A 14,809-nucleotide genomic window follows, 5' to 3' on the forward strand; every position below is an offset into this window, starting at 1 on the left:
GAGGCGCTGGTGGCGCCGGAACCGGCCGCGGACTGCCTCGTTCGCGGCGGTCCGAGGCGGTGGCCGCCCTGTTCGATCGGTCCGGTCGGGCCGCTCGGAGACCCCGGCTAGACGGCGACCGAGAGGCTGACGGCCAGACCTGAGCTCACGCTGCCGGTGACCGTGCCGAGCTGGCTCGTGTGCCCGTCGCCGAAGATGCCGTCACTGTCCAGGGACACCTGTGACAGGTTGCGCACGCTCTGGGTGTAGCCATCGGTCGCGTACACCGCCTCGCAGACGTCTCGGGGCAGCGCCAGCTGCGAGACGACGATCTTATGGTCGGGGCTCGTGGTCCTGGCCAGGCTCGGGTAGACCTCGAAGTGGATGTGCGGCCACCGCCCCGCGTAACAGGCAGGGAAGATGCTCTTGAAGGTGAGCTTTCCTTCGCCGTCGGATTCCTGGACGCCGCGCAGGTAGTTCTCGCTCGCGATGCTCTCGGAGTACATCGAGTAGTTGCCGTCGCGGTCGCACTGCCACACGTAGACCGCCGCGCCTGCCAGGGCCGAGCAGCCCCTGGAGGAGTCGAGGAGGGTCAGGTCGATGGTGAGGGGCACGCCTTCGGCGGTGCCCGAGGCCGAGCCGACGCTGCCGCGGATGTCGCTGCGGACGACGCCGCTCCGGGTGAGGATGTTCGGGCCGTTCGAGCCGTCACCCGGGTACGGCCCCGCGGTCTCCTCCGGGATCTGCGCGCACGTGGCGCTCGATGCGGACGCGCCTGCGCTCGACGACGCGCGGGGCGGCCCACTCGAGGACGTGTTCGGCGCGGCGCCGGTCGAGTCGCCGCCGCAACCGGTCAGCGTGGCCAGGCCTGCGCCGGCCAGCAGCCCCAGGACCTTCCGGCGCTCCAGCAGCGCCGCCATGTCGAACTGGAGTCCCCTGTCGAAGATGTCGTGGTGCGGCATGGGTACTCCAGGGTTCACCCGCCGATATCTTGCTGTCGTCCACGGTCAGCAGCCAGGCCCCTTTGGTCCGACTCCTCCTCCGTCGTAGGCGAAGCGAATCCGCCCCCATCTGGCGAGGCGCCTGAACCGGAACCAGCCGGAACTCATGGGATCGCTCTCTAACACTCGCTATAAGCTTTGTCACATCCTTCCATGCACTCCTCATAGGCCGAGGAGCCGGGTCGGTAACGCTCGGCGCAGGAGGCCTGACAGTACCTGTACTCCTTACTGCAGTACGTCCGCAATTCCTCGGCTAGTTCAGTCAGGATCCAACCTCCGAGCCGTTCTGTGTGTCGTGAATCAGTCCTCCGGCCCGGGGCCAAAGCGCGTTCCAGAAGGACATTCCACGCGAGTGCCGGGATCTGCTCCCGCGCATTGGTGCGCGTCGTCCTTCTGGCAGAGTTGCCTATTTGCTGATAGATGTCGTTGAGGGTCGGGTCGGCGAAGGAGACTTCGACCACCATCAATGTCTTGCCACAACAGTCGTGTACCTCTTCGGTGGTGGTGATGGTTCCTATTGCGCCTGTTGGCACGGTTACCGCATAAGAGCAGAGGCATCCTGCGTCGCGTGCGAATGGGGTGACCTTGACGCGGTCGGGCTGGTCTGCGATCCCGTCTATCGTGGACAGCGAACGTGACCGTTCTTGCTGCTTTTGCAGCTCGTCCAAGGAAATTGTCTCGCCTGCCACTGTCTGCCTCCGGATGTACGAGATCGCTCTCGATGCCATGTGCCCTCTCTCGCAGGTGCGAGGGCGGGCCGGCCAGAACTCTGCACGTTCCCATGCCAATTTCTCGCACTCCGAGGCCGTCCCATACCCAGGCGATGAGGGATCTTGCCGAATGCGAGGGGATACCGTTTCAGGCGATCGCGAGCCGTTGTTGTCGGATACCCGGTACTGCAACGCACCCTATGCCGTGCCGTTATCTGGCAGACCGGCAGCGGCGACGACGAACGTTACCGCGCGGGTCAGCCGCAGGGACGTCTCCGCCAAACCCGCGTGGAAGCAGATGGCCGGCCGCCTGGAGGAGGCTGGCGACGACGCCCTGGTCCGGGTGGTTACCCCGGCCGATGGGCACGCCCGGTTGTCGGTGGAAAAGCTCGGCGCGCTCGGTGAATCTCCGTCGCTGAAGTGGTTGCGCGCGGCCTGCCAGGCGATGCTGCCGCGGATCGACCTGCCCGAGCTGCTGCTGGAGGTGCACTCCTGGACCGGGTTTCTGGACGCCTACGTGCATCTGGCCGATATCTCGGGACGACCTGGCGACGATGTTCTGCAAGCGTGTGGCGACGAAGATCAAGAAGGCCAAGGCAGAGCTGGAGGAGATCCGGCTCGCCGAGCGGGAGAAACGTCGCCAACAAGCACTTCTCGATCGTGCTGCTGAACGAGGCGGTCGCCGACCTGGTGAACGCGCACGCCCGCCTGGACATCTCGCAGGCGTGGGGTGACGGGACCGCGGTGGCGGCGGACGGCACCCACATGGACACCTATCTCGACAACCTGCTCTCCGAGACGAGGTGAGGTACGGCAAGCCGGGCGGCATCGCCTACCACCACGTCTCGGACACCTACATCGCGCTGTTCACGCACTTCATCCCGTGCGGCGTGTGGGAGGCCGTCTACATCATCGAGGGCTTGCTGAAGAACACCTCCGAGGTGCAGCCGACCACGGTGCACGCGGATACGCAGGGCCAGAGCTTCCCTGTCTTTGCGCTCGCCCACCTCCTGGGTTTCGACCTGATGCCCAGGATCAGGAACTGGAAGGAGCTGACCTTCTACCGGCCCTCCAAGCAGACGGAGTACGTGCACATCGACGCCCTGTTCGGCGAGCCGGGCAAGAACACAATCGACTTCGACCTGATCGAGTCCCAGTTCCGCCACCTGATGCGCGTGGCCGTCTCCGTGCGCGAGGGCACCATCTCCTCTTCCACGCTACTCAAGCGCCTGCGGTCGGGGTCGCGGAAGAACGCCACCTACGCCGCCTTCCGCGAGGTCGGCCGCGTGATCTGCACCGTCCAGCTCCTGCGCTATCTCTCGGACGCGCCGCTGCGCCGGCGGGTGACCGCTGCGGCCAACAAGGTCGAGTCGTTCAACCGGTTTTCCCAGTGGATCGGCTTCGGCAACCGCGGCGTCATCGCCGACAACGACCCCATCGAGCAGGAGAAGGCGATGAAGTTCAACGCCCTGCTCACGAACGCGGTGATCTTCCACAACGCCCTGGACATCGCGGAGATCGTCCGCCAGCTGCTGGAGGAGGGATGGGAGATCGACCCGGAAGACCTGGCGCACATTTCGCCGTACCTGACCGAACACATCAACCGGTTCGGCGAGTACAGCACCCACGAACTCGGCATCCAGCCGGAAGCGTATGGCCCGAGGCTTGACGTCGACTTCACCCCGCTCCGTGAGCAGGGTCTGATCGCCACCGGCCTCGGCCAGGCATCTTGACCCAACGTTCTCGCCTACGCGGCCGCCCTATTTTTGGATCGGGATGCGGGTCGGCTATGAGGTGGGCCGCAGAAAGCCGACGACAGCCTCCTTCTCCATGTCGATACCCCGCTCGATCTGAGGCCGGACAGGTTCGAACGCATCCACCTGGATGGAGCGCGAGCCGGAGCCACGGGTCCAGGTGGCGATGGCCAGGCCGTCGGCGATGACGGTGGGCCGGATGAGGCCGCCTCCTGGCCAGACGCGGGCTTGGTGGAGAGCGGGGACGGACACCTCGCGGGTGCGGTAGCCGATCAGGTAGTTGTCGTAGGCAGGCAGCATGCGAACGTCCGGGGTGTCAGACGAGCCTGGGAGTTCTTTCACCCGCCCGGCGAGCATGGTCAACGTGCCGTACTCGGTTATCGCGCCCGATTCCGCCAGCATTTTCCAGGCCCTGCGGGCCCAGGTGACCGGCAGCCCGGACCAGGTGGCGAAGTCCTCCAAGGTCGCGGGGGCGTACGCGGCCAGGTAGCGGCGGGCCAGCTCGGCGAGGGCAGCGTCGCCCTCCCACCGGAAGCGCCCCGTGGTGGGCAGCCAGTCGTTGAGCAGTACATAGGTGGCCTCCCCGGTGCGCTGTGGGCCGTGGCAGAGGATGCCGGTGAGTGCTGCGTGGCGGATCAGGTGGAACGGCGCCTGGCCGTCCGGCGGAATACCTAGGGTGGTGAGGTGCTCGGTCAGCTCGGCCCGGGTGAGTGGGCCGTGCGAGGCAAGAGCGCGCCGGATGAGATGGTCGGCGCGCTGGCGCAGATCGTCGTCCAGGCCCAGCTGCTGGTAGCGGCGGTTGGTTGCGGCAAGGATGCGCGGGGACAGCAACGGCAACACCCAGCGGGCGTCGTCGCTGGGGATGGTGTGCAGGGTGCCGCGCATGTACCAGTTGCGGACGATGCTCCGCTCTTTCTCGTATGCCGTGCGGATGGCCTGGGCGGTGATGTCCCGGCCGCGTACGCGGATGCCCAGGTCGGAGGCTGTGGCGTCCTGGGCCTGGATGGCGAAGACCCGTTGGACGACCGCCTCGACAGAGTCCTCCCGTGCTCCGCCGGCCAGGGCCTGGGCCCGCAGCCGGCGGACGCGCTCGTGGTCAAGCATCGGGCTCAGCCAGCGCGGTCAGGAGACGGCCTTGTCGAGGATGTCGGCGAGTTCGGTGGGCGCGGACAGCATCGGCCAGTGCCCGGTGGGCAGGTCGAAGCGCCGCCACGGCGGCTGGTTCAGGTAGGCCAGCATCGGCACCCCGGCATTCAGCAGCCCCGTGAAGTCATGGCACGCGACCAGGACACGGTCCACACCGGGACCGGGCTCTGCCGGGCCGGTAAGACGCTGGGCGTAGGTGCCGAACGGCTGAGGGGTGGCACGCGAGCGAAGAGCGTCCCGCTGGCCCTCATCGAGCCCGTCGAGGCTGCTGGACAAGCCCAGGACCTCAAACGGCGGCATCGGCAGCCTCCATCCGTCACCGGAAGCGGAGACCTGGTGACGCAGCTGGTCCACTGCCTGCGGTGGCATGAGGTCCAGCATGCACATGTCCGCGGCGAACGGGGCGCTGTCCACATAGACCACGCGCTCCAGCCGGTCGTCGAGACGTCCGGCTGCCCCGGTCACCGGAGCAGCTGCATAGCTGTGGGCGACCAGCGTGACATCGCGCAGATCGTTCCGCTCGACGAAGCCGGTGATGTCGGCGATGTGCGTGTCCAGGTCCGTCTCGGGTCCGCCCTGGTCTGCGTGCTCGGCCAGGCCCGTCAGTGTCAGCGGCAGCGCCGCGTGGCCGCGCTCGCGCAGAGCGCGGGCGGTGTCTTCCCAGGCCCACGCCCCGAGCCAGGCGCCAGGAACGAGTACGAAGTTGGTCATGTGATCTCCCAGAAGTAGGTGTTGCGGGGAGCGTAAGGTCGATACAGGACAGAATCCGCCCTGAAATGCCGAGTGATCCATGTCGCATCCCCTCACCCGCGTGCTGACCCTGCTGGAACTCCTCCAGTCCAACGTCCGGCTCACCGGGGCGGAGCTGGCCGACCGCCTGGACACCGACGTCCGCACCGTGCGCCGCTACATGTCCCACCTTCGCGACTTGGGCATCCCCGTGGAGGCCGAACGCGGCCGCTACGGCGGCTACCGACTGGCCCGCGGCTACCGCATGCCACCTCTGGTCCTCACCAATGACGAGGCCCTCGCCGTCGTTCTTGGCCTGCTCGCGGCAGAACGTCTGGGCATGGGCACTGCCGCGCCGGCCAGTGCCGGGGCCTTGGCCAAGATCGAGCGGGTGCTTCCGCACGCCCTGCGCGAACCGCTCGCCGCCATGCGGGAGACCCTGTCCTTCACCGCCAACGCCGTGATCGGGCAGGCACCCGGAACCGGCGTTCTGCTGGCACTGGCCCAGGCCTCCCGCGCCCACACGACCGTCGGTATCAGCCACCAGTCCTGGCGCCAGGAACACACCGAACGCGACATCGACCCATACGGCGTGGTCTTCCACACCGGCCGCTGGTACGTCGTCGGCCACGACCACCTCCGCGACAGCCTGCGGACCTTCCGCATCGACCGCATCACCTCCGTCACCCCCCGAGCCCATAGCTTCACCGCACCCGACGGCTTCGACCCCGTGGCCCACCTGACCTCGACCCTCGCTCAGGGGCGCTACCGCTGGCAGGTCGAGGTGACGATCCATGGCCCCCTCGATGAGATCGCTCGCCGGCTGCCTCGCTCAGCGGTGACCCTCACCGCCCAGCCCACCGGCGTTCTCATGCACGCACGGGCAGAACGGCTGGACGGCATGGCCCACATGCTCGCCTCCCTGGAGTGGCCCTTCACCATCCACCATCCCGACGAACTACGGCAGGCGCTCAAGAATCTGGCCGCCCAGCTCACCGCAGCCGCCCAGCGGAGACCGGAAGGACTGCCGCAGTAAATGCCGGATTTACTGCGGTAGAGCCCTTACCGTGATCATCGCGACCTGCGGCGGGCTCTCCGGCTGCCGCAGGTGAGGTATACGCATTTACTGCGGCAGTGCTGGAAGGGCAGGGCAGGCGTGACGATCGAACCGGTGACCGAACTTGGGAGCGGGGGCGCGCTCCGTCTGCCGCGCGCCCAGGTCGAGCCCCTGTCCGCCGCGCCGCCGTCATACACCGAGGCAGTCGAGCGGTACCTCACTGGTGCGAGCATCGCGAAGTCCTCGGCGCGGATCTACCGGATCTCGCTGACGACGTGGGGGTGGATGCTCGCCGGCGAGCCTGCGCCGACGGGGCCCGCCCGCCGGGGCGCGAAGCTGCCCCAGTTCCCTGTCGCCGCGATCGGCGACCCGGCGCTTCCGGAGGTGCTCGCCGAACTGGCGGCGGCGCGGGCGGACGAGATGGACGCCGACACCGTCAACCGCGAACTGTCCATCACGCGCAAAGCGATCTGCTGGTGGCAACGCCAGGGCTGGATCGAAGCCGACCCAACGATCGGCATCGAGCGGCGGCCGGCGCCGCCCGACCGCACCAAGGCCCTGGCAGAGAACCAGATCGCCGCCCTGTGGCGCCTGGATGTCGCCCTGCGGGAGAAGACGTGCTGGAAGCTCCTTTACGAAAGTGCCTGAACGTGGAAGACCTGCACTCGCAGGACAAACGCGGCAGGATCACCGCCAAGGGCGGGGCGACCGAGTGGATTCACTGGCAGTCCGGCACCGCCCAGCTGCTGCCCCGCCTCATCGCCCGCCGCACCCGCGGCCCGCTGTTCCTCACCGACCGCAAGGCCCCGGCCGGGACACCGACGCTGGACGTGTGCCCCGAGACCGGACGGGCCCGGCTCTCCTACCGCCGGGCCGAGGAGATCTTCGAAGAGAACACCCGACTGCTGGCCAACTCGCTCGCCTCACCCGAGGACATCGAGAACCTGGACGGCTGGACACTTCACCAGCTCCGCCACAGCGCACTCACCCACGACGCCGAGAACGGCACCTCGACCCCGATGCTGCTGGCCCGCTCCCGCCACGCCTCCGTCCGCTCCCTGGAGCGATACGCCCGCCCCGGCGTCGACGCAGTCGCCCGACACGTCGCCGGACGCGACCCCGCTGCACGCCGCCGTACATAAATCCGAGCGGATCAGGGCTTCAAGATCATCCCGTTGCCCCTTTGGCGCGTATCTCGGTCACACCCCTACCGGATCGCAGGTGTTCAGTCCGCCGGCTGAGCCGGATCGGCCTGCTCGCCGCAGAACACCTCATTGACGAGCCTTCGCTGGGCGTTCTGAAACGCTGCTGCGATGGACATGCCGGCGTCGTCCACCCAGTTCAGTACGGCGGTCAGGGTCTTGCCGCCGCCGGGCGTGCTGTACATCAGCGACGCGGAGCCGACGTTGCCGCCGTTGTGGGTGATGACGGTACCGCCGCAGTCCGTTTTCTGGACGAACACTCCCAGCCCGTAGTCCATGTTCGGGATGCCCGTGGCGTGCGGGGTGCACATCTCGGCCAGCAGCGGCGCCGGCAGGAGCCTGCCGCCTACCAGCGCGGAGATGAACGTGGCCAGGTCCTGGCTGGTCGAGATCATGTCACCGCCGGTGGAGACCCAGGAGGGGTTGTAGCGGGTGATGTCGACCGTCTCCTGCCGGCCGTCTTCCTCGTAGCGGTAGTAGATGTGGGCGTGCGGCTCAGGAATCTCCGGCGAAGCGTCCGGCACCACCGTGCCCGACAGCCCGAGCGGCCCCAGGATCCGCTCCCGCATCTGCTCGGCCAGCGAACGACCGGTGACCTTCTCGATCAGCAGCCGGGCCAGCACGTAGTTGGTGTTGGCATAGCTCCAGCCCGTCCCCGGCTCGAACCGGGCTGGCTTGGACAGCGCCAGACGCACCAGATCCTGCGGCCGGTAGGTGTGGAACCGGTTGTCCAGCCACTGCTTGCCCGTGGTGCTGTAGGGCACTGGGATGCCGTGCACGATCGACCCGTCGTCGTAGACCTCGCCGGTGAAGTTGAACAGCCCGCTGGTGTGCTACAACAGCATCCGCACCGTGATCCGCCCATCCAGCCCGAACTCGGGCAGGTACTCGGCTACCGGGGCGTCCAGCCCGATCTTGCCCTCGGCCACCAACTGCAGCACCAGGGTCGCGGTGAAGGTCTTGGTGTTGCTGCCGATCCGGGCGTGCCCGTTGACCGGCGGCGCCTCGGTGCCGCCCAGCTCGGCCACCCCGGCGCTGTCGGCCCACGCGCCCCGCTCATCGTGCACGCGCAGCGACACCCCGAGGAAACCGGACTCGACGATCTCCTCGATCGCCTTGCGCAGCTCCGGGCGATCCTGTCCGGCGATCGGCAGGGTGTTCTTGTCCTGATCGAAAAGGTTGATTGTCATGGTGGTTGCCCTTCAAGGTTGTTATGTCCGGGTCGGTCTCTCGCCGCTGCGCCGAGCTTGCACCCTGACCCAAGGTCAACCTCAACCATGATCTAGCTCACAGCTGCTTTGGGGTTTGAGACAGCTTTGGGAGCAAGACGCAAAGCCTGCGGCCTTGATCCGCCGGGCGGAGCGGCGCTGATCCCGTTCCTCACACTCGGCCATGAGCAACTCGGCCAGGTAGCCGAAGTAGCTCATCCGCCTTGAGGCGGCCGCGTTCACGCTCGGCGCCGATGTGTCGGAGGTGAAGGCGGCGGTGGAGCAGCTTCCGGCAGCGATCCGCCAGGAGATCCTCGAATACACGGAGCCGGTCTTCGGGGAGATCATGGCAGGGCGGGCAACGCTGGCCACCAAGCAAGACCTGGAGGCGTTCGAGCAGCGCCTGGTCGACCTGGTCCAGAACCGCATGGGCGCTTTGGACGCGAAGGTGGACCAGATCCTGGCCGCGCTTCCCGCGGGCGGCACCGCTTAGTTCTCGGTGCGCCGCCAGGTCGCCGTCGAGGGATCGCAGGTGTAGGCGTGGCGCTGCCGGCCCCAGCCTGTTTCTTCCGGGTCGCGCGGTCGACCACCCTGCAGCACCTTGGCGGCGCTCTACTCGTACGGGAGCGTCATCGCGAGCATGCCGCCGTCCCTGCCCTCGACCGCCGCCAGCGCGTAATCCTCGAGAGCCGCCCGCGGCAGCCGCCGCAGTCCAGCGCCGGCGGGCAGCCCCTCGCCGACGGTGATCCACGGGTCGTCCCAGCCGTAGGGCGCGACGTCGCTGCCCTGCATCTTGCGGGGCCGAGGAGACGCCAGACAGCAGGCTAGATCAGCGAGACGACCGAAGCAACGACGCCTTATTGACCCGCCGACCGGCCGGTGACCGCCGGGTTCAGAGGTAGTTGATGCCGGTCAGTTCTTCGGCCGCCGCCCAGAGCCGCTTGCCGACGGCCGGATCGGCCGCCTCCCGGCTGAGCCGGGCCTCGGTGACCGGGCCCCACGTCTCCCGGAGCCGGGACGGCCCGAAGAACTGGCCGCCCCGCACGCCGGGCTCGGTCGCGGCGCGCAACTGCGGCAGCGCGCCCTGCTCCACCGACTGGGTGGCCAGCAGGCCGAACCGCGCGATCAACTGCCCGAGCCGGCCACGGTGCTCCCAGGCACGCGGAGTCAGGTTGGTGCGGGTGAGACCGGGGTGGGCCAGCGCGCTGACGATCGGCGATCCGGCGGCGCGCAGGCGGCGGTCCAGCTCAACGCCGAAGATCGTGGTGGCGAGCTTGGACCGGCCGTAGGCGGGAACGGCCCGGTAGTCACGCTCGAACATCAGGTCGTCGAAGTCGAGGTGCGCGTTCTTGTGGGTGATCGAGCTGAGACTGATCACCCGGGCTTCCCGCGCCTCGGCCAGTTTGCCGAGCAGCAGGCCGGTCAGTGCGAAATGGCCCAGCATGTTGGTGCCGAGCTGCAGCTCGAAGCCGTCGGTGGAGGTGCGACGCGGGCCGAGGAGTACCACGCCGGCGTTGTTGACCAGCAGGTCGATCGCCGGGTGGTCGGCGGCCAGCTTCGCGGCGAACGCGCGTACCGAATCGAGAGAGGCCAGGTCCAGCTCGCGCACCTCGACGTCGCCGCCGATCCGGCGGGCGGCCTCCTCGCCGGCGGCGGTGTTGCGGACGGCCAGCACCACATGGGCGCCGTGGCGGGCCAGCTCGGTGGCGGTGACCAGGCCGAGGCCTGAGTTCGCGCCGGTCACGACGGCGACCCGGCCGCGCTGGTCGGGGATGCGGTCGGCGGTCCATCCGGTCATCTGCTGCTCCTGGAAGCATCGGTGCGCTGGACCGTTGACGCTAGGAGCAATCCGGGTCGGCTCGGTCGTTCTCGGTTGCCTAGGTCTGCGGGACCTACCTTGGATGCTCAGCGAGGCGGCACACTTGCGGCATGACCCATCCGTACGCTCGTGAGCTCGGTGATTTCCTGCGCGCCCGGCGCAGCCGGCTGCGTCCGCACGACGTCGGCCTGGAGCCGGGCGGCCGGCGCAAGGTCACCGGGCTACGGCGCGAGGAGCTGGCCCTGCTGGCCGGGCTGAGCACCGACTATTACCAGCGGATGGAGCAGGGCAGGGAGGTACGCCCGTCCGACGACGTCCTGGACGCGCTAGCCGGCGCGCTCTGCCTCGGCGAAGAGGAACGCCGACACCTGTTCACCCTGGCCCACGCCGCCCGACGGCCGATGCCCACCCGAATGAACCGCGATCCGGAACGGGTGCCGGACAGCACACGGCGTCTGCTGCGGGTGACGGACACCCCGGCGGTAGTACTCGGCCGACATCTCGACCTGCTTGACTGGAACCTGATGGCGGAGGCGCTGCTCGGTGCCCCGGACGCCTACCCGCCCGACGGGCTCAACATGCTCCTGCTGATGTTCGACGACACGATGACTGGCGAGCGGAACTGCCCGAACTGGGAGCGGCAGGCCTTGGACTACATCGGCATGATGCGCGCCGCCGTCGCCACCGACCCCACCCACCCCCGCGCCACCGCGATCGTTGGCGAGCTGAGCATCCGCAGCGCCGAGTTCCGGCGGCTATGGGCCCAGCACGACGTACGCGAGTCGGTCAGCGGCACCAAGACCTTCCGGGTTCCCGAGGTCGGCGACATCGTCCTGGACTGGGACACCTACCCCCTGCCGGGCAGCCCCGGCCCGGTCATGCTGGTCTTCACCGCCGAGCTGGGCAGCGCCGACGCGGACCGGCTGCAGCTCCTGGCGTCGATGCACGCGACCCGCTCAACGCACCGCTGAACCAGAGTGTCCGCTCCGCTGGTGAGTGCCCACTGCCCCGAAGCGGTGACGACCGAGCACGTCACCGCCATGGGCGCCCGCGCTCGATCAGGTGAGCGCTCCTGCCGCGATCCGCTTGTCGGCTGCCGTCGGAGTAACCGACCGTAGCGCGGCGCGCACGACGTTTGCCAGCTTTTGACGACCTGGGAAAGGCGTCCAGCGGCAGATCCGGCAATCGGATTTCTTCCGTTGTCCGGTTCAGGCTTAAAGCGCCTAACAGAATGATCTCCGCTGTGCTTTGATCTCTCGCTGTAGCGGTCGTGAGAGGAGTACGGGTGGCGCGGGCGAAGCCCTGGGAGGTCAGCGACGAGCTGTGGGCGGTGATCGAGCCGTTGCTGCCCCAGCGTCAGCGGCGCTTCCGGCATCCGGGACGTAAGCGGCTCGATGATCGGCTGGCGTTGCAGGGCATCCTGTTCGTGCTGCACACCGGCATCGCCTGGGAGCACCTGCCGCAAGAATTGGGCTACGGCTCGGGCATGACATGCTGGCGGCGGCTGGCCGAGTGGAACGAGGCCGGGGTGTGGCAGCGGCTGGCCGAGTGGAACGAGGCCGGGGTGTGGCAGCGGCTGCACGAGGTGCTGCTTGATCGGCTGCGTGCGGCCGACGCGCTCGACTTCTCCCGGGCGGTGGTGGACTCCTCCCAGATCAGGGCGTTAAAAGGGGGCCGCAGACCGGGCCGTCCCCAGTCGATCGAGGGCGGGCCGGCAGCAAGCACCACCTGATCACCGAGGCCACCGGCATCCCGCTTGCCGTGATCGTGACCGGCGCGAACCCGCAACGACGTCACTCAGCTTCGTCCGCTGCTGGACGCCGATCCGAAGGTGCGTGGCAAGCGCGGCGCCCCCGCCAGCGCTCCGACGTGGTGCTCGCCGACCGGGGCTACGACCACGACAAGTACCGCCGCCTGGTGCGCGAGCTGCAGATCCGCTCGCTGATCGCTCGCCGCGGCACCGAACACGGCTCCGGCCTCGGCAAACACCGCTGGGTCGTGGAGCAGACATTCGCCCTGCTGCATGCCTTTCGACGCCTGCGCATCCGTTGGGAGGTCCGCGCCGACATCCACGAGGCCTTCCTCAAGCTGGCCTGCGCACTCATCTGCTGGCGACGCCTCACCTCATTGCGTCAGCAGCTCTAAGTGGCATCCGTGACCAGGCCAGGTACGTACAAGTACTCCCCGTACCCCTAGACAGGGGGTGGGCGGGAAACCACGCCCACGGTCAGCGTGGAGACACATGGTTCAGGCCGTACCCCTCCGGATCATCAGCGGGCCGTATCGCGGCCGCGCAGTACACCAGCCAGTCGCAGAAGTTGTGGTTGCCGCTGTAGTAGCGAACTTGCACCTCCCACCCGTACGGGCTCCCACTGTCGTGGATGGGGGAGGTCGTCCCGTGACCTTCGATTTGCGGCTCGGTGGCATATGCGCCGTGCTGATGGTGGCCCTGGTGTCAGTCGTGCTGGTCCGGCTCGTTGAAGCCCGCGACGACTTGGCTCTGCTGGGCCGGCTCGTTGGTGCCCATGATGGCCCATACCGCGGTCGTCGCCGCCACGAGGCTTGTAATCGACAGGGTCAGCGCGGCGGCTACACCACACATTGTCCTACGCATATGCAACCCTTCGCCGATTTTCTGACAGTGACTGGATCTTTACACCGCCTAAAGTCTCGGGCAAGGGGGCCTCGCCAGCGGGATCGCCACCAACGCTCGTGACCACCAGGCCGTCGCCGCCGACTGGAGACCCGCCGCCCGCGCCGCCGGGATTCGTCGCTCGCCAACGCCCGCCGCGGCGGACGACGAAAGCCCCGGGCCCGCCATCCCATGGTGAGACCTAACCGCGATTACCGGACTTTTCGGACACCCCTACGCGCGATGCAGGTCTCCCCCGGCCGCGTGCCCGAGGACGTGCGCCTTATGGTTGGCGACCAAGCAGCCGAGGCGATGAACCGCAACGCGTTCGATCGGCCATAGAGCGCTGAGAGCCCAGGAGCGGCGCGCCCGCTCCTGGATCTCTTACACGAGGCCAGGCAAGATCTTGATCATGGAGGGTCCCCTGTTTGTTCGTGCTGTCTCTTACCGGGTGATCGTGGCGCTCGCCGCACTGGCGCTGAGTGCTTGCACGGGCGCTCATCCCCCCGCGCGCTCGCCAACGGGAGCGACACCGGACGCCACGGCGGGTCCGCTGGCCACCGGCGTGGCTCCCCCCGCGCGGGCCGAGCCAGCGTTCTGCCAGAGCCCGCCCCGCCGGAGCGACCAGTTCCACGCCCGCCGGGTCACGGCCCGCTGGCGGCAGGTCACCCCGCACAGCTCCACGGCATGGTTCAGCGACGGGCACGTGAGCGCCGACGGCACGCTCTGGGCCGTGCTGCACGACGACGGCGAGACCGGCGAGGTGCAGCGTTTGACCGACAGCACGCAGGAGCGCGTCCCCACCCCCTGGCCCGGCAAGACCCTGAAGCTGGCGATGAGCGGTGATCGCCTTTGGGTGCTGACCGGAGCCGGGCAGAGCACATACGGCATCGGCTCGCGACAGGCCGGCCATTGGTACAGCGGACCGCTGGAGCTGGCCTCGGACAGCGTGAAGGTCGGCGTGGCCGTGGATGGCCTGGGACCCTGGGTGATGGCGAGCAATCGAACGATGCGCTGGAACGGCCACGCCTGGCAGCAAGCGCCCCTGCCTGACTACGGCGACTCGCTCACCGGGACCGCGGAGGCGCCATGGGTCCTCTTCGACGAGCGCGCCCGTGTGCCGCTGGCCCAATGGACCGGGCGAGCGTGGCGGCTCGTGCATGTGCCCCGCGTCAAGGAAAAGTGGATCTACCTGAACGCCGTGGCGCCCACGCGGCACGGCGAATTCTGGGCGCTCGGCCTGGTCACGTGGGACGAAGAGGATCAAGACCACGAGCCGCTGTCGCGCACCAGGCTGCTCGCGTTGCGCTGGAATGCCGGGCGGTGGAGCTGCTTCTTCGGGCCCACCGATGAGAATGGGGAGGCCCGGTTCACCGATGCCGTTCAGGATGGGCGTGGCGGGTTATGGGCGCTGACCTACGACAACGAGCTGTGGCATCTGACCGAAGGACGCTGGACCAGGGAACGGCCGCCCGGTATGCGGGGCATCGAGGAGCTGGCAGCCAGCGAGGACGGGCGCCATGTGTATGCGCTGGGATGGGCAGTGTGGAAGCTCAGCAGATGATCGGCCGC

General features: G+C 68.2%; 14 protein-coding genes and 3 pseudogenes. 10 read left to right on the forward strand and 7 right to left on the reverse strand.

Annotation, left to right across the window (positions count from 1 at the left end; genetic code table 11):
• Positions 1-107: 107 nt before the first annotated feature.
• A complete protein-coding gene (locus FHR33_RS43780) occupies positions 108-941 on the reverse strand; it encodes an intradiol ring-cleavage dioxygenase (protein ID WP_183661052.1) in 834 nt (277 codons plus the stop codon).
• 879 nt (positions 942-1,820) lie between these two features.
• Here FHR33_RS43780 and FHR33_RS43785 point away from each other — a divergent pair.
• Both FHR33_RS43785 and FHR33_RS43795 read left to right on the forward strand, forming a co-directional pair.
• Positions 1,821-2,360 carry a hypothetical protein gene (locus FHR33_RS43785; protein ID WP_183661055.1) on the forward strand — a complete coding sequence of 180 codons (540 nt, stop codon included), beginning with the start codon at positions 1,821-1,823 and terminating at the stop codon, positions 2,358-2,360.
• Positions 2,327-3,423, forward strand: a pseudogene (locus tag FHR33_RS43795) (Tn3 family transposase); the annotation flags it as partial. The gene FHR33_RS43785 and the pseudogene FHR33_RS43795, both read left to right, overlap by 34 nt.
• Before the next feature lie 54 nt (positions 3,424-3,477).
• Here the strand turns inward: FHR33_RS43795 and FHR33_RS43800 are convergent.
• On the reverse strand, positions 3,478-4,548 hold the full coding sequence (locus FHR33_RS43800) for a winged helix DNA-binding domain-containing protein (RefSeq protein WP_183661062.1): 1,071 nt from the start codon (positions 4,546-4,548) through the stop codon (positions 3,478-3,480).
• A gap of 18 nt (positions 4,549-4,566) precedes the next feature.
• Positions 4,567-5,301 carry an alpha/beta fold hydrolase gene (locus tag FHR33_RS43805; RefSeq protein WP_183661064.1) on the reverse strand — a complete coding sequence of 245 codons (735 nt, stop codon included), beginning with the start codon at positions 5,299-5,301 and terminating at the stop codon, positions 4,567-4,569.
• A gap of 79 nt (positions 5,302-5,380) precedes the next feature.
• On the opposite strand from FHR33_RS43805, the gene FHR33_RS43810 reads away from it, so the two are divergent.
• The 3 genes from FHR33_RS43810 to FHR33_RS43820 all read left to right on the forward strand — a co-directional run bounded on the left by FHR33_RS43810 (position 5,381) and on the right by FHR33_RS43820 (position 7,518).
• Positions 5,381-6,355, forward strand: coding sequence for a helix-turn-helix transcriptional regulator (locus tag FHR33_RS43810; protein ID WP_183661067.1), 975 nt, complete (start codon positions 5,381-5,383; stop codon positions 6,353-6,355).
• A gap of 120 nt (positions 6,356-6,475) precedes the next feature.
• On the forward strand, positions 6,476-7,024 hold the full coding sequence (locus FHR33_RS49460) for a site-specific integrase (RefSeq protein WP_221242539.1): 549 nt from the start codon (positions 6,476-6,478) through the stop codon (positions 7,022-7,024).
• Positions 7,025-7,026: 2 nt separating this feature from the next.
• A complete protein-coding gene (locus FHR33_RS43820; protein WP_221242540.1) occupies positions 7,027-7,518 on the forward strand; it encodes a site-specific integrase in 492 nt (163 codons plus the stop codon).
• 83 nt (positions 7,519-7,601) lie between these two features.
• Here FHR33_RS43820 and FHR33_RS43825 read toward each other — a convergent pair.
• Positions 7,602-8,768: pseudogene (locus FHR33_RS43825) on the reverse strand (serine hydrolase domain-containing protein).
• 274 nt (positions 8,769-9,042) lie between these two features.
• On the opposite strand from FHR33_RS43825, the gene FHR33_RS43830 reads away from it, so the two are divergent.
• Positions 9,043-9,279, forward strand: a complete 237-nt coding sequence (locus tag FHR33_RS43830) for a hypothetical protein (protein WP_183661070.1) — start codon at positions 9,043-9,045, stop codon at positions 9,277-9,279.
• Positions 9,280-9,398: 119 nt separating this feature from the next.
• On the opposite strand, the gene FHR33_RS43835 is transcribed toward FHR33_RS43830, so the two are convergent.
• Positions 9,399-9,578 carry a hypothetical protein gene (locus FHR33_RS43835; protein ID WP_183661073.1) on the reverse strand — a complete coding sequence of 60 codons (180 nt, stop codon included), beginning with the start codon at positions 9,576-9,578 and terminating at the stop codon, positions 9,399-9,401.
• Between the two features lie 100 nt (positions 9,579-9,678).
• On the reverse strand, positions 9,679-10,584 hold the full coding sequence (locus FHR33_RS43840; protein ID WP_183661076.1) for an oxidoreductase: 906 nt from the start codon (positions 10,582-10,584) through the stop codon (positions 9,679-9,681).
• A 131-nt stretch (positions 10,585-10,715) separates the two neighbouring features.
• On the opposite strand from FHR33_RS43840, the gene FHR33_RS43845 reads away from it, so the two are divergent.
• The 3 genes and pseudogenes from FHR33_RS43845 to FHR33_RS53525 all read left to right on the forward strand — a co-directional run.
• Entirely contained in the window at positions 10,716-11,576 is an 861-nt protein-coding gene (locus FHR33_RS43845) for a helix-turn-helix transcriptional regulator (RefSeq protein ID WP_183661079.1), read from the forward strand.
• A gap of 359 nt (positions 11,577-11,935) precedes the next feature.
• Positions 11,936-12,337, forward strand: coding sequence for a transposase (locus FHR33_RS53520; protein ID WP_376773327.1), 402 nt, complete (start codon positions 11,936-11,938; stop codon positions 12,335-12,337).
• Positions 12,328-12,750, forward strand: a pseudogene (locus FHR33_RS53525) (transposase); the annotation flags it as partial. The gene FHR33_RS53520 and the pseudogene FHR33_RS53525, both read left to right, overlap by 10 nt.
• Before the next feature lie 310 nt (positions 12,751-13,060).
• Here FHR33_RS53525 and FHR33_RS43855 read toward each other — a convergent pair.
• Positions 13,061-13,219: a hypothetical protein gene (locus tag FHR33_RS43855; RefSeq protein WP_183661082.1), complete on the reverse strand. Its 159-nt coding sequence runs from the start codon at positions 13,217-13,219 to the stop codon at positions 13,061-13,063.
• Between the two features lie 430 nt (positions 13,220-13,649).
• On the opposite strand from FHR33_RS43855, the gene FHR33_RS43860 reads away from it, so the two are divergent.
• Positions 13,650-14,801: a hypothetical protein gene (locus tag FHR33_RS43860; RefSeq protein WP_183661085.1), complete on the forward strand. Its 1,152-nt coding sequence runs from the start codon at positions 13,650-13,652 to the stop codon at positions 14,799-14,801.
• Positions 14,802-14,809 lie beyond the last annotated feature (8 nt).

The sequence above is a fragment of the Nonomuraea dietziae genome, from assembly GCF_014195505.1.
GTDB lineage: Bacteria > Actinomycetota > Actinomycetes > Streptosporangiales > Streptosporangiaceae > Nonomuraea > Nonomuraea roseola.

What these genes read in the sequence shown, in the direction of transcription:
- FHR33_RS43840 (WP_183661076.1), bottom strand. Translation starts at nt 10,584, where the DNA reads ATGACCGGATGGACCGCCGACCGCATCCCCGACCAGCGCGGCCGGGTC.
- FHR33_RS43860 (WP_183661085.1), top strand. Translation starts at nt 13,650, where the DNA reads ATGGAGGGTCCCCTGTTTGTTCGTGCTGTCTCTTACCGGGTGATCGTG.
- FHR33_RS43785 (WP_183661055.1), top strand. Translation starts at nt 1,821, where the DNA reads ATGCGAGGGGATACCGTTTCAGGCGATCGCGAGCCGTTGTTGTCGGAT.
- FHR33_RS43835 (WP_183661073.1), bottom strand. Translation starts at nt 9,578, where the DNA reads ATGCAGGGCAGCGACGTCGCGCCCTACGGCTGGGACGACCCGTGGATC.
- FHR33_RS43845 (WP_183661079.1), top strand. Translation starts at nt 10,716, where the DNA reads ATGACCCATCCGTACGCTCGTGAGCTCGGTGATTTCCTGCGCGCCCGG.
- FHR33_RS43800 (WP_183661062.1), bottom strand. Translation starts at nt 4,548, where the DNA reads ATGCTTGACCACGAGCGCGTCCGCCGGCTGCGGGCCCAGGCCCTGGCC.
- FHR33_RS43805 (WP_183661064.1), bottom strand. Translation starts at nt 5,301, where the DNA reads ATGACCAACTTCGTACTCGTTCCTGGCGCCTGGCTCGGGGCGTGGGCC.
- FHR33_RS43780 (WP_183661052.1), bottom strand. Translation starts at nt 941, where the DNA reads ATGCCGCACCACGACATCTTCGACAGGGGACTCCAGTTCGACATGGCG.
- FHR33_RS43855 (WP_183661082.1), bottom strand. Translation starts at nt 13,219, where the DNA reads ATGCGTAGGACAATGTGTGGTGTAGCCGCCGCGCTGACCCTGTCGATT.
- FHR33_RS43810 (WP_183661067.1), top strand. Translation starts at nt 5,381, where the DNA reads ATGTCGCATCCCCTCACCCGCGTGCTGACCCTGCTGGAACTCCTCCAG.